This window comes from Paracoccus liaowanqingii, from assembly GCF_004683865.2.
In the GTDB taxonomy this organism is placed as follows: Bacteria; Pseudomonadota; Alphaproteobacteria; order Rhodobacterales; family Rhodobacteraceae; genus Paracoccus; species Paracoccus liaowanqingii.
In genome coordinates this window covers 24,190-37,505 of sequence record NZ_CP040758.1, presented here as the reverse complement: position 1 = coordinate 37,505, position 13,316 = coordinate 24,190, and the positions used below count along the sequence as shown (strand labels likewise).

Annotated in this window: 10 protein-coding genes and 2 pseudogenes; 5 read left to right on the top strand and 7 right to left on the bottom strand. The window is 53.3% G+C overall.

Going from position 1 to position 13,316, the window contains the following annotated elements; all coding sequences use genetic code 11:
- The first annotated feature begins 172 nt into the window (after positions 1 to 172).
- Entirely contained in the window at positions 173 to 1,345 is a 1,173-nt protein-coding gene (locus E4191_RS16225; RefSeq protein ID WP_139615544.1) for a glycosyltransferase family 61 protein, read from the top strand.
- Positions 1,346 to 1,451: 106 nt separating this feature from the next.
- Here the strand turns inward: E4191_RS16225 and E4191_RS16220 are convergent.
- Positions 1,452 to 1,619 (bottom strand): annotated as a pseudogene (locus E4191_RS16220) (ATP-binding protein); the annotation flags it as partial.
- A gap of 149 nt (positions 1,620 to 1,768) precedes the next feature.
- Here E4191_RS16220 and E4191_RS16215 point away from each other — a divergent pair.
- Positions 1,769 to 2,329, top strand: coding sequence for a HupA family protein (locus tag E4191_RS16215; protein ID WP_139615542.1), 561 nt, complete (start codon positions 1,769 to 1,771; stop codon positions 2,327 to 2,329).
- Positions 2,326 to 3,420, top strand: coding sequence for a hypothetical protein (locus E4191_RS16210; RefSeq protein WP_139615541.1), 1,095 nt, complete (start codon positions 2,326 to 2,328; stop codon positions 3,418 to 3,420). Before E4191_RS16215 ends, E4191_RS16210 begins: the two co-directional genes overlap by 4 nt.
- A 167-nt stretch (positions 3,421 to 3,587) precedes the next feature.
- Here E4191_RS16210 and E4191_RS16205 read toward each other — a convergent pair.
- From E4191_RS16205 to E4191_RS16195, 3 genes and pseudogenes are all read right to left on the bottom strand, one after another.
- Positions 3,588 to 3,796 (bottom strand): annotated as a pseudogene (locus E4191_RS16205) (IS110 family transposase); the annotation flags it as partial.
- An 82-nt stretch (positions 3,797 to 3,878) separates the two neighbouring features.
- Positions 3,879 to 4,550 carry an outer membrane protein gene (locus tag E4191_RS16200; protein ID WP_176562761.1) on the bottom strand — a complete coding sequence of 224 codons (672 nt, stop codon included), beginning with the start codon at positions 4,548 to 4,550 and terminating at the stop codon, positions 3,879 to 3,881.
- Positions 4,551 to 5,084: 534 nt separating this feature from the next.
- Positions 5,085 to 6,590 (bottom strand): glycosyltransferase 61 family protein, encoded by a 1,506-nt coding sequence (locus tag E4191_RS16195; RefSeq protein WP_176562760.1) that lies wholly within the window; start codon positions 6,588 to 6,590, stop codon positions 5,085 to 5,087.
- A 392-nt stretch (positions 6,591 to 6,982) separates the two neighbouring features.
- Between E4191_RS16195 and E4191_RS16190 the strand changes: the two genes are divergently transcribed.
- Positions 6,983 to 7,903, top strand: a complete 921-nt coding sequence (locus tag E4191_RS16190; RefSeq protein WP_139615538.1) for an IS5 family transposase — start codon at positions 6,983 to 6,985, stop codon at positions 7,901 to 7,903.
- Between the two features lie 56 nt (positions 7,904 to 7,959).
- Here E4191_RS16190 and E4191_RS16185 read toward each other — a convergent pair whose 3' ends face one another.
- Positions 7,960 to 9,162, bottom strand: coding sequence for a Hint domain-containing protein (locus E4191_RS16185; protein ID WP_139615537.1), 1,203 nt, complete (start codon positions 9,160 to 9,162; stop codon positions 7,960 to 7,962).
- Between the two features lie 205 nt (positions 9,163 to 9,367).
- On the opposite strand from E4191_RS16185, the gene E4191_RS16180 reads away from it, so the two are divergent.
- Entirely contained in the window at positions 9,368 to 9,853 is a 486-nt protein-coding gene (locus E4191_RS16180) for an IS110 family RNA-guided transposase (RefSeq protein ID WP_139615536.1), read from the top strand.
- A 337-nt stretch (positions 9,854 to 10,190) separates the two neighbouring features.
- Here E4191_RS16180 and E4191_RS16175 read toward each other — a convergent pair whose 3' ends face one another.
- Both E4191_RS16175 and E4191_RS16170 read right to left on the bottom strand, forming a co-directional pair.
- Positions 10,191 to 11,009 carry a glycosyltransferase gene (locus E4191_RS16175; protein ID WP_139615535.1) on the bottom strand — a complete coding sequence of 273 codons (819 nt, stop codon included), beginning with the start codon at positions 11,007 to 11,009 and terminating at the stop codon, positions 10,191 to 10,193.
- 132 nt (positions 11,010 to 11,141) lie between these two features.
- Positions 11,142 to 13,268, bottom strand: a complete 2,127-nt coding sequence (locus E4191_RS16170) for an alpha/beta hydrolase family protein (RefSeq protein ID WP_139615534.1) — start codon at positions 13,266 to 13,268, stop codon at positions 11,142 to 11,144.
- Positions 13,269 to 13,316 lie beyond the last annotated feature (48 nt).

The window sequence follows — 13,316 nt, the reverse complement described above, 5'->3', positions numbered from 1 at the left end:
AACCGCAATATTCCTGCATGATCCATATGGGTCCCGCGAAGAAAATGCGGAAAATTCTGCATCTTCGGAAAACGAGGTCAAGGCCCCAGCAGGCGTTCAGACTGGACAATCTAGATTAAATATTGGTCACTGCCCGTGATGGACAGCACATTTCAGAAAGAAAGATATTGACGTGAAGTCTAGAGAATTAGACCAGCTCCGGTCTTCGAGCGGCCATGGATTGGAAACTGATTTCCGCCTTCTCGACGACTACAAGAAGATAAGACGAACCCCACCCAAATTCTTGAATAATTTTTCTCCCTCTGTAATGGGCAGCCATGGTCTTTCGAAGATCATGGCCGCTGAACGGAACGTCCACAAACGAACCTTGGAGACATTCCAGGAGTGCAGGCTTCTTGGCGAAGACTTCATCATAAAGGATGGAGAAATTTTTAACAGATACTTTGCGACTGGATTCGCAAGGACCAAATCCAGCGCCGAAAATTTCCAGTCGGGAAAATCTCGAAAACTAAAAATACATCCTGCCGAAGAAAGAGGAAAGTACACTATCGAACGCCTGTATTATTACTCTTCGGTGGATCTGGACTTTCGGGTCTTTCTTGGAACCTCCGATGAGCCGGTCAACTACGGAATGTGGTTGTTCATCGTCATCCCTGCGGTCCATGAGTTTCTGGAAAACAGGCATCTTTATGATAAGTTCATGTGTCATTGTTCTAGGCCTTGGCAAAGAAAAATTCTTCGCGGTCTCGGCATTCCGGACGCCGATCTGATCGAGCACGACCTGGAGAAAATTTACAGATGCGCATCCCTGACCCTTCACCGGGCCTCGCACCGTGATTTGTACCTGAGGGACAGCTATTTCCCTGCAATCAGGTGGGTAGCAGAGAAATTCAAGAATCAGGGAAGTGCTTCCGAAAGAATATTCGTTTCTCGCCTGTCCAGAACAAAGAATGGCGCCTACAGGGGTCTTTTAAACGAGGAAATTTTCATTGATGAAATCAAAAAGCTAGATTTCCGAATTGTCGAGCCGGAACTTCTTTCGTTTGTAGAGCAGGTAAACTTGTTTGCTCGCGCTTCTACCATCGTTGGATTGGGTGGGGCGGGAATGTTCAATACGGTTTTTTGCAAAGAGGGAACCAAGGTACTGGACATTGAAAGTGGCCTGAAATTTCTGGATTCCCATTGCAACATGTTCTCATCCTGCAAGCTTGATTACGCGGTTCTCTTGGGAGAGGAAGATCCTGAAGATCCAAGACTAGTGCAAAAACGCTGGAAAATAGATATAAAGGAATCAATGCTGGCAATCGAGAGTTTCGTGAAAGACCGCATGTCGCATCCTACATAATGTACGGCAACTGATCCCCTCGGGCAGGTTTCAAGCGACAACCAGCTTTACGAGCTAAGGCGACATCTGGTGTTACGAGGTGTCGCGCGACCGAGCGGGCTTGGGGTCATTGCGTGTTGATGGGGTGGATAAGTCCTCCAGGGCATCTCCAAGAATCGCGGTGCCGGTAGCTGCGGCCCTTGATGTTGAGGACTTGGGCATGGTGCAGCAGCCGGTCGAGGATTGCGGTGGCCAGCACTTCGTCGCCCGCCAGCAGTTCAATCCAGTCGCGGAAGAAAAGTAGTAAATCATCGCCCAGCATCTTTTACCACAGCGATCAGGGACGCTCGACGGACGCCACCCTCAAGTCCAGAAAATTCTTTTAATGCGTGCGTTTGTTAGATAACGTTCAACCTGTGGATATATGAGCGAGGGATCATTATCGTGATGAAATTTTTTGCCTGCGGCATAGCGGTCTCTATGCTCGGCGCCTGCGGTGGCGGTGGCGGTGGTGGCTTCGCCCTGCCTGGCGGCGGCGGTGGCACGCCCGGCTCTTACAACGCCCTCGCCGTCCGGGGGGCGCCTATCCTGCAAGAGTTAAAAAACATTGAATATACGACAAATGCACAGATGCCGACCGACGGCACTGCAACTTACAGGGGTGTTGCCGCCTACGGAGATGGAAATGTTCTATCGTCTGCTCAGTTGCAAGCTAACTTCGATAATTCCACTATGACAGGACGTTTACACAACTTTCATGCGGAAGACGGAACGGGTGTAAGTGGTGATATCGCGATCCGCAACGGCGAGATTCGCGACACGGGCTACAGTGCCGAACTCGCCGGAAACATCACCACTGAAAGTGAACGGGCGATAGTTTCGGGCACTGTCAACGGGGATTTCTCTGGCCGAAATGCACAGATCGTTGATGGCGTGATTGCTGCTCAGCTTCAGGCTCCAAGCGGCGTAGATTTTATCGGCGGTGAGATGGTTTTGAAACGTTGACACACAGCCGCCGGCGCCTCTATGGCGTCGGCAGATATCCCGGAAAAATGATAAATCTTATCAGGGCTCTGGTAGCTAGCAGCCTCCTCATTCCTACATTAGCCTCTGACGAAGCTAATGCTTGGACGAGGGAGCAGTTTATTATTGCTCCGAATCTAATCAAACAGGAGATGCTCAGGCCTGACGCACATGTACCACTCGTGTGGAACCTCGCCGGGCAACTCGCCTATCATGAAGGCTTTGGCAGTTCGCACATAGAGCGGCGAGGCTCCCAATGGGACCTGACGCCAATCATTAGCTATGATAGAAATATTAATAATGGTTTCGCGCAAGATACTCTTGTGATCGGAGGTTTAGAGTTTTCTGTCGACGAGGAGTTCAGACGAAAATCGGCTCCAATTGTCGGGGCCTCTCTGTATGGGCGTCACGTATGGGGACTAACTCCAAAAGTTGCTTTTGCCCTCAATCATGCAACGAGATATGTTCACGCATGGAATGCCAATTACGCCAAGTGGTCGTTGAGAGTACAGCCGTGTCTTACTTATTTCTTGTCCAGCACATCTCGAGCATTTGCTTGTGGATCGGTCGGTCGATGGGCAACAAGTCTTTCTCGTCAGGACGAAGCTTATATTGATATCGGAACCGAGTTCGCCTACAATTTGGGAACTTATTTTCAAAGTAGTCGCATGACCTTGAGAAAAACAGCAGCTTCTAACAGTCGCGATTATCAACAGATTTCCGCTGCCTATCGGCATCAAATTCTTATGGGAGATGCGACGCTTATTAGCGCGCAGATAGACCTCTTGGAAGAAGTGGAAAGTACGTTCGTCCCGCGTGAGCGAATTCAGGTATCAGCAACCAAATTAATTAATATGCGAAAAATAGAGGTCGGCTACGTCGAAGATATAAGGCGAGGAGGAGTGTTTTTGGGGGAGCCGCGAAAAGAGACTCTGCGCGGTGTTTTCATATCGGCACAGCTTGCAAAAGGAATAGAAGTGCGTATTGGCGGTTTTTGGAATAAAGCGTCGAATGCAATAAATGACGATGAGTACGCAGTGCTGGACTTCACTTTCGACCTATTTGCAAGGTGACGACCAGTCAAATGCAGGCGGCATGGCGATATTGCTCGCGTTTGATAACGTCGCTATGCACGTTTTTTTGGCCATCAAAAGGCTCGCAGGCAGGCGGTGCCAATCAAATCGTCACGTTCACCATCGTTTTGTCACCTTATGCCTGTACTTGATTGAACAGTACGCCCGTAAGCAGGCGGGATCAGCCGCGCGTCGTGATCCAACTTTCCGATCTCGAGGTCCCAGAAATACGCGCCGCCACAAGCGTCCATCGCCACGACGCAAAGTGGCGGGCGGCTGAAAATTCCAGCACCTGCGTCCGCCCTGCGCCGTCGGCTCCATGCACCTGAAGCACATTCTTCGCCAGATCGAGCCCGACCGTGATAATCTCCGACATGACCGCTCCCCTTTGTGGATCGTTGCAGACCCACTTTGGCACATCAGATGCCGTCGGGGGGCGGTCACATCATCAACGCCCATCAGAACTGATAGGACAACTTAAGGCTGGCGGTTGAAAATTTACCATCAAATCCGTAAGCGTCACGGAAATCTGTAAACTGCTCATGTACGTACTCAGCGCCCAAGAGAACATTGTCCGTCACGCGGAAGTCAATTCCGACGCCAAGGACGTAGCCGTCAAAGGTGTATGACTCATCTCCTGCAAGACCAAAGGTGCTGACTTTAGCGCGGGCCAAACCAGAGGTCGCATACACTAGTGCATCGCCGAGATCATAACCTACCCTACCGACAATGCGCGAAGTACGGTCCATTTCAGCACCGCCCTCCACACCTTCATAGCTACCGCCCAATCGGCTGTTGCCCGACGACACTGCAAACTCAGCACCGTATACGAAACGACCTCTTTGAGCGTTGTAGCCCGCGTGCAGACCGTAAGCAAAATCACCGTCGGTCAGGCTTGCTTTGGGAGCCCAATCAACCCCTGGAATATTCTCCAGATCAACGCTGGCACCGAGAGTTCCATAACCAATTTGCGCGCCAGCATAAAAGCCGGACCAGTTGCGGGCGAGGGGAGCAGATGAAGCCGCAGCCCCATAGGCGGCAGACGACTCTGGTTGTAGGACCGTGAGACCGCCAGCGAATGCCGGCATGGCAATGAGCGAAAGAACCGCAGTGGAAACGATCTTCTTCATCCGCATTTCTCCTAAATGACCTTTTTATCTTAGATTGTAATAATGTAAGGCATGCAATCAGAAATTGTTAATAAGAATCCGGAAGATGCTCTACAGATCTGGCGCGTAACATAAAGGACACAGGCATTTGCAGAGATCCGAGCGCAGCTGCACAACGGTAGAGGTAGGATTAATCTGTTTAATTTGATGTGTTAACTTAAGTTCCATGAACTCACCCATTCCTTTGAGCTACAAGGCCAAGAGCTGGTCAGTCTATCATGAAGCCCTGAAACAGGGCGGCTCAGTGGCGAATTGGTTCGATCCTGAGATCGATCTGGGCGCCACCGCCGACTGGCAAGCGGGATCGGCATCCTCAATATATGCGTACTCCACGGAAAATCGGCATCGCCTCCACCGCATCGTGGGCAGCCATTCCACGCCTCAGGCAGCCTGACCGACTAGTGCATGGGGTCAGGCCCGACCTGACAGGTCTAGCGGTTTCATTGTGACGGCCTGTTTGCGCAAGTAAGGAGGATGGGGGCCGTCTCGGATAATTTAGACGACGGTGCGTTCATGGGCGAAGCTGGGGGCGAGGATATCGGTGCCGCATTGTGAATCCCCACAGACCCTAATGCTCTGAGCCTTTTCGAACGCATCTAGAGCTTGTTCTTTATGCTGACAGGCCTCGGCCAGCATACCTCTCTGGTTCCAGTAATCGGCGGTCGATTCGAAGAATGAGGCATTTGCATCTAGTAGCCTATATGCGTGTTTGTAGGCGCCGCGGTCCATGAAGAACTCGCAGTGGCGAAGGAGACCTGTGAGCACGCCAGGCCTCTTATCTTTCATCTCTGAGCGGATTAACAAGACGAGGCGCTCGACATCTTCTTCGGAAATCACAGGTGCGATTAGTCCGTCCGTTGCGAAAACCGGGTCGGTGTTTTCATTTGGGTATTCCATGTCTAGAAAAATGTGGTGATAGTGGCATCCTGAAACTTGGGAGATCCGGATAAAGTCTCTCCATCGTGCAAAGCCCGTTTGAAAGGTGCCGAGCTCAAAAACGTGCGCAGTGGACTTAGCAAAGAGCATGTTAGTCATACCTGCCCCATGTTGCATAACTACACAGTCAGCGCCGCTTATGCATTTCACCTGTTCTAGAGGCGAAATCCCTTCAAAGCAGACGACCTCGAAGCCTTGCTTAGTTAATTCTTCGATAAGCGCTTCCTCGCCTTTCATAGTTCTGCTGCGTAAAAGGCTTTTCGAACGGATCGCGTATATCTTATCAGCCCATGTCTTAGAAACTTTGCGCTGCGCAAGATCAATGACTTTACAACGGAAGTGCTCAAGGCTTTCATCATAGGAGTTAAATTGAAGTATCTTTACCGGATGAGGAATCCCGTCATAACCGGTCCAAGTTTTACCAGCCGGTCGAGCAGCTTCGATTAGCTCGTGATGATCACCTAAAAACTGATAGAGGAGGTGTTCGCATGACATTGGTAACAAGATGGAAGTAGCGTTGTCGAGATCAGGGCTTATGAGGGTTTCAATCTTGACGTCGTCGCCAATGATCTCCTGGCATTCTTCAACCCACTTCTTGACAAAATCACCTACCCGCTTTGATTTGGAGATAAACTTAATCTCCTGAACATTCATCTGCGCCAGCGAGGATGAGAACGCTAAATGAAAGCTTTCAGTCAAGAAGTGGAAAAAATTGTGGTAGTTTTTGGATTCTATCCAGAATTTTTTTGTAGGTGATGCATAGAGTTTTATCGATGAAGGATCAACTAAATCGCAGTAAGTCTTGCGGAAGTAGTCAATGCGTTCTTCCGAGAATTCGAAAGTCTTTCCCAGGTCGTTTCTTGCACGAGTTCCTGATGCGCCATTCAGGATCGCGTTGCCCCGCGTCGTGAGATAAGTTTTTTTCTGCTTAGGCTTCTCGACTTCAGCCAAGATCGTTTTTATCGCGAAGCCGTTGATCATCCGCCGATGCCAATAATAGTCTGAAATGTGAGCATCTAACGCCTGACGACGCCGTGGATTTCTCACCATGTTGTGGGCTACCACGTCCGCTAGCGGTACCTTCCTAAGCATGCCGTGCGGCCGCTCGAGCAACTTGACACCCTTATGGGCACGAAAACTATGAAGCATGTAAATCTGCGAATGCTATGATCGTTGAGAAGCATTTACCCTGCTTGACTGCCCAATTGCAACCGCTAGGTTATAGGTGGATAATCGTCTCACCTTGAGGTTAGCTTGACAGCGAATTTTATGAGGACGAACCGGCGCTACCAGAAGAAAACAGCCACTATCGGTTATCGCGGCCCAGGATCACCTGCCTGGCGGCGTCTAAGGTAAGCTTCCACCAAAGACCGCTTTTCCTCAGTGGACCGGCGTTGCTGTAGAACTTTCCCGTGTGAGGATCCACGCGGGGGCTGCTGTAGGTTAAGCGTCCTTGCATGACGAAGCCCGAGCCTGCCAGCTACCGTACAACGAACTGGAAGTCCTACAAGGACGCCCTGAAGCAGCACGGGTCGCTTCTGATTTGGCTGGACAAGGACATGGCCTGGATGGCGATCAGGGAGGGGCGACCTGGCCACCCGCCCGTGTTCTCCGACGCTGCGGTCTACTTCTGCCTGATGGTGAAGGTGCTCTTTGGCCTGCCACTTCGGCAAATGACCGGCATGGTGACCAGCATCCTGGCAATGGCTAGGCTCGACTGGCCATTGCCGGATTTCTCCACCCATGAGCCAAAGGCAGAAAACCCTGCTGTGCAGATCCCCCACCGCTGCGGACAAAATCCTTTGAACCTACTGGTTGACAGCACCGGGATCAAGTTCTTGGGCGACGGAGGCAAGCACGGCACCCACCGCAGGCACCAGTATCGCAAGGTCCACATGGCCATGGATACTGCCACCGGCGACATTCGGGCGGTGGAATTCACCTCAAGCCGTGAGGGTGACAGCCCTGTGCTGCCTGACCTGCTGCATCCGATCCCGCCCGATGAACAGATCGGCACCGTGACCGGCGACGGTGCTTTCGACATCCGGCGTCGCCACACCGCAATCGTGGATCGCGTCGGCACGTTCGTCATACCCATACGCAGGAACGGGCGCCTCAGGAAGGAGGACTGCGCTGCCGCCCGTGCCCGCAACGACATCCTGCGTGCGAGCAAATGCTTCGGGCGAGCCAACTGGAAGCACTGGTTCGGATATCACGTCCGAAGTCGGATCGAAGCGAAGATGCGCTGCCTCAAATCCTTCGGCGAGCGCATCGCTTCGCGAGACCCAGACAGGCAAGGCGCTGAGGTCCACATCCGCGTCGCACTCATGAACCGCTTCAACGCACTCGGCACCGCCGAGATTAGGCGCGTGGCATGAGATTAGGGGGGTAAGGGAAACTCACCTTGAAAGGTGAGTTCTGCAACAACCCCCACCTATAGTGAAAGAAGGTTCTTCGCATTCTTCATATGCCGTCGGACCAGTTCCTTTTGCAGCATACGTGAAGGAATTGTATGTGCTGGGGCTTCAAGATAACCGATTTCATCAACCTCTGGAAAGAGGGCTGCAAATTCATCCCGCTGTGCCTTGCTTAGAATATTTTTTGCTTCAAAGCCTATCAAAAAGCTCTCGGTTGGTGCACCTTCAGCAAAGACGACTTCGTGTTGTTTGAAGACGAGGTGAAAATATTCGACGCTCTCGACAGTGTTGTCGATATAAATCCCCGGCAACTCAGTCAATCTTATTGCAGCTACGAGCGCGGTCGCGGACCCAAACATACGCTTAACAATATTGGAATTTACAGCCATGCGGTGTTGGCGTGACACAACCAGATCTCTTTTGGGAAATCCCGAACCCAATGCTCCAGCAGTGATCCGTACTGGATAGAGGTTTTCGTTTTTCCGGAGTCCAACTGTGTCTATGATCCGGCTCATCGTCAAAACAAGTTCTTGAAAACCATTATCTTGGGTCAGAACTTTACAGCCTGCTTTCAAGTCCTCTACGAGCACATCACCGCGATCTGTAGTAATCAGCGTTCCACGGACAAGACAAGGAACACTGGTTGGCGATGGTACCAAATCACCGGCTTCCCTCATCGTGTCGATGTCGGAGTTCCATCTTAGATCACCCAGAAGGCCGCCCGCAGGGAGCTTGGAGAAATCAACGACCATCGTCGTATAAAGGTCTCCTACGGCTGAATTACCCTCTAGATTTACGATCCCTGAATACGTTACAGATATTTCACCGGCAGCTTCCTCATATTCCGGAGCCAATGAAAACGGATAGCCATTTAGTGAGCCGGGTGTAGAGCTTTCATCTAGATTATTTTCATTGGCCAAAGTCGTGTCGAAGACAGAGCTGGCGGGCTGCAAGTCAATTTGAAGCGAAGTTAGAAGCTTAGTTGTCGTCAACTCATGCCACTCGAAGCCGTATGACATCTCGATGTCTGTGCCGGTAGCTCCACCATTAGTATAAGGGTCGAATGCACGCCATGTCAGCGTTTCGGTAGAACCGTCAGCATATGTAGCCGTGATCGTAGAACCTTGCAAATCAGCTCCGCGAGAGTTTGTATCTTCGCGAATACCATTGACGGTTTCATGTGGATTCCCGTCGGTTCTAACAATATCAATTGAGGGCATTTATTAGACCACCTTTTACTATTTTCGTCTAGAACTGGGCAATTTCAATTTCAGAAATTCTGCGAATTGTTCTCGCACTTATACATACCCGTAACCTCGCGCAATAGTCTTATCAGACACTTGACAGGCCTTGATGATGGGTTGGTAGCCCCTCCTGACGGCATTTGTGCCACTGTGATCCGGACGGGATCAGGAGGATTGAGCTATGAAGGAAGTATCGATCATCGACGTCGACTTGGACAAGCAGGTCTTTCAAGTTCACGGTGCGACGGCCGAGGGAGCGGTGGTGTTTCGCAAGAAGCTATTGCGTAAACGGTTCCTCGCGTTCATACAGGCGCACCCTGGCTGTCAGGTTGCAATGGAGGCCTGTGCCACATCGCATCACTGGGCTCGAACATTAGCAGATCTGGGCCATGAAGCTCGCCTGATCGCGCCCAAATTCGTTAAGCCCAACGTAAAAAACCAGAAAAATGATATGGCGGACGCCGAAGCGATATGGGAGGCAACCCGCCGTCCCACCCTGCGCTTTGTCAAGGTAAGGACGCCAGAACAGCAGGGCTTGGGGACGGTGTTGCGGTTGCGGGATTTGCTCATCGGGCAGCGCATGCAAACTATCAACGCGCTTCGCGGCCACCTCGCCGAGTGTGGTATCGTTGCAGGCAAGGGCCGGGAGCGCGTCAGCAAACTGTGATTGGCTTTGGAACAGGATGAGAAGGCAGAGGTGGTCATCGTCATCTCCATCTAATTCAAGGTCTCGCAACCCAAACCATTCTGAAGATCGACAGTGACCACCAGCGTCATCACCGGCCGCGCGCTACGCTACGCCGGGCTCCGCGCGGGGCTTCCTACACCAACTGCTGGGACACGGCCCCCTTCCGTAGCGGTGTTTCAACACCCTCCACCATGGCACATTCGATGCCGCCGGGGGGGCGTCCACCCCATCGTTTACGTGTCAGGTCCTGATCAACCTTGAGGGACGACCGGAAACCTCTTTCCACGCCACATGAGGGCTGGACGACATCCCCGCCTTACAGAGGCAAGCCCGCAAGCTCTTTTCCGACTGCGGTCAGGAAGGGAAACTGCTCTGCACAAGTTTTTGCCACCGCGCTCTCATCCATCTTCAGAAATTTCTGCCGGCGAATTCTACTGGCATTGAATTGGGTATCGTTATGTCCGTTATGGGTTGCAAGCGACATACCGTCTGCAAGGATGACACTGGTAAATCGCCATGATAGTGCATAATGACCGAATCCGAATATGCTTCGAGTGGGGTGATAAAGAGCGACACCTGCACTGAAGAACGGAGAATCCCAGGAATATATTCCTTTGAACTCCCCTCCGATGGAACAATACATCACGGAGCGGAAGCTTAGGGAAAACGGCAATTTCCGCGGGGCCAGAAGTCTTGCAATTTCTCGCTTGCTTTGAATGAAAGTCGTGCAGACGGCATCGTCGTCATCCAGACGGAATTGCAGCATCTCTTTCAGATCAAGAGACAACTCCGAAAAGACAGCTTTCTGCGCATCTCCGACATGGATCATCGGAAAGAACCGCAGGATGACCTGCGGGACCGAGCTGCAGATGTCGGAAAGCCGCTGCCGGTAAATCTCTGGCATGTCTTCTGACGCCAGAACCAGGAAGATAAAATCCTTATCGGTCTGCGCTTGCAGCGATGCAAGAGTCAAATGTTCAAAAGTCGCAAGACGGCTTTCCATCCGGGACGGTGCAAACAGCAGTGCCGATTGTCGGGCAGCAATCTCTTTGATTTCAGTTTCCGCTACTCCCTGGTAAACCTCCCAGTCACCCCGACCTAGCAGGGAAAATCGACAAATACCTACAACTTGCATGCTGTGTCCGTAAACGATGAATCTGGCCGGTCTTTTTTCAGAATTTGATGCTATTTGCAATAGAAAATATTTTAGTTTTACTTGTCCTTAAGCATATAAAGTGCGCAAATCGCAATAAATAAGTTAGTATATTTATAAAGAGATATTCTTGGCAAAATATTGCGAATTTTCGAGATTGCGCAATTGCCCCAAGGCGCGGTCGATCCGCTTGACCCGCCCTGCGCCACCTGTCCGCTTGGCTTTCGCTTTCAGGCTTTCGACATATTCCGGCAGGGTGCGGCAGGCCCGATAGGCCTTCATGGTCCCAGCCAGGGTCGCATGACCATGGACGATATCGCGCATGACGCTGCTGAGAATGCGCCCGCTTTTCAGCATCAGCGCCGTCTTGTGATCGGCGTGTCGCAGGGGCACGGGAATGACGTTCTCTGCATCGAAGCGCCGGACGTGGCGCAGGTCATGTGGGACAGCGGGATCGTAGAATAGCCAGACCTGCGCGGCATGGCGCGATTCGACCGCGGCATCCACGAACAGGCCGTCCCATTTGGCGTGTTTTCCCGTCGGATAACGCTGATCCCAAGCCGCCAGTTGGGGAGAAAGCGTTGATTGCGGTGAGAAGGCCGCCACCCGGCATCCCGGGGCCAGCGAGGCGAAGGCAGCGGCGCCGTAACCTCCCATCGAGGTGCCGAACATCGTCACTTGATCGAACTGTTCGAAGAACCCGCTGTCGCGGAGCGAGAGAAGATAGCGGTGCAGGTTAATGTCGCGAAACCAGCCCGGCACATAGGACAGGATCCCCAGATGGGACCAGCCCTCCTTGCGAACGAAGTTGTAGCCCCAGGGCTCGCGGGACACGGGGTTTTCCCGGACCGATGCGAGGTTGTCGAAAGACACGAGCAGATGCTCGCGGCTGCGCGCAACATAGGTGCAGGCGTAGTTCGGCATGGAGTGGTAGAAGCCATGCGCCTGACCAGAGAGGCGCAGATCCGACAGCCAGGCCGGGGCCTCGACCAGCACGGCATCGGATGGGGCGGGACGCGCGGGGGCTGCCTCGTACTCGCCCTCCGTATCGACCCAATCATCGGCCTCGACGGCGGTATTGTCCGCGGGGCGGGTCAGTCGTTCGGCCCAGGCCGAATCCGTTTCCGACAGAGCCGGAGGGGTGGTGGGAATGCCGAAGGGGACGGGCCAGTCGAATTCCGTCGCCGTGATTCTCCCTCCGGCCAGATATGCCGAGATGAGGTCGACGGCCTTGGGATCCTGCCGGGGCAGCAAGCGGTCCAGCCGACCGGAAAACTCGGCCACCACGTCCTCGTGGCATTGCGTGATCTCAGGGCGATCGGTCAGAAAGGCCGCGCGCCGCGCTGCCGGACCCTGGGGGTCGGGCACTGCCGCGCCCACCTCGGTCCGGTTGAAATCGATCCGCTGGTATTGCTGCATCACGCCGGACAGATGGTTCGGCGTGATGAAGGGCAGCACTTCGCCAGACCCCGTCCGGCGCAGTAGAAAGGTCTCGCGGTCCTGGGCCATGAAGGACATGACATGGCCGAAGCCCAGACCGGGCTGTTCCGGAGGCGCCATCCAGCCTTTCTGCAGATAGCGATCCCCGACATCCTCGCCGGCACCGTTTAGCCAGGTGACGCTTTCCTTACCGCGGGCGAACTTGGGCTTGAGCTGCGGGCGCGCTACCTGAAGCGTCTTGGCCAGATGGGGACGAAAGATTGTGCGCAGGGGTGTGGAATACAGCATGGGTCCCTTGGCCCCACCCGTGCCCCGCTTGAAGCGATCCGGCAGGGCGGCGTCGACATAGCGGTACTCTCCAGATCCGCCTGCCACCTGCACCGTCAGGCTGAGGATGTCGGGAAAGTGGTCCAGTTGTGCCGCTAGGTCGGCCAGATGGCCGCCCCCGGTATCCACAACTAGAAGGTCCTCGGGCTGAAGCCAGAGCAGGAAATCCGTGCCCAGATCCGTCTCGATCCTGAGGGCGTCGGCCATGGCGCGGATCTGGCGTGCATTGACCTGGGCGATCCCCGGACGGTCGGTCGGGATGAACGCAATTAGTCCGGCCCCGGCCAAGGCCTCGGCCAAGGCGGTGGCCTGAGGATTGGCCCCGTCGCCATGCACGATGATGCGCCGAAATCCGACATGCCGGTGATGCAGCACCCAATCCAGCAGCAGCGGTGCGCTGTCGTTCATCAGCATGTGCAGCGCAATATCGGGAAGGGCGATATCATCGGGCCGGGAGGCATTCTGGACGGGCATCTGGGGCTTTCGAAATTGAGGGATCAGCGTGCATCCGGAAGGCCGGTC

Coding starts and splice junctions, on each gene's coding strand:
- E4191_RS16200 (WP_176562761.1), bottom strand. CDS start 4,550: ATGAAGAAGATCGTTTCCACTGCGGTTCTTTCGCTCATTGCCATGCCG.
- E4191_RS16190 (WP_139615538.1), top strand. CDS start 6,983: ATGACGAAGCCCGAGCCTGCCAGCTACCGTACAACGAACTGGAAGTCC.
- E4191_RS16185 (WP_139615537.1), bottom strand. CDS start 9,162: ATGCCCTCAATTGATATTGTTAGAACCGACGGGAATCCACATGAAACC.
- E4191_RS16180 (WP_139615536.1), top strand. CDS start 9,368: ATGAAGGAAGTATCGATCATCGACGTCGACTTGGACAAGCAGGTCTTT.
- E4191_RS16175 (WP_139615535.1), bottom strand. CDS start 11,009: ATGCAAGTTGTAGGTATTTGTCGATTTTCCCTGCTAGGTCGGGGTGAC.
- E4191_RS16170 (WP_139615534.1), bottom strand. CDS start 13,268: ATGCCCGTCCAGAATGCCTCCCGGCCCGATGATATCGCCCTTCCCGAT.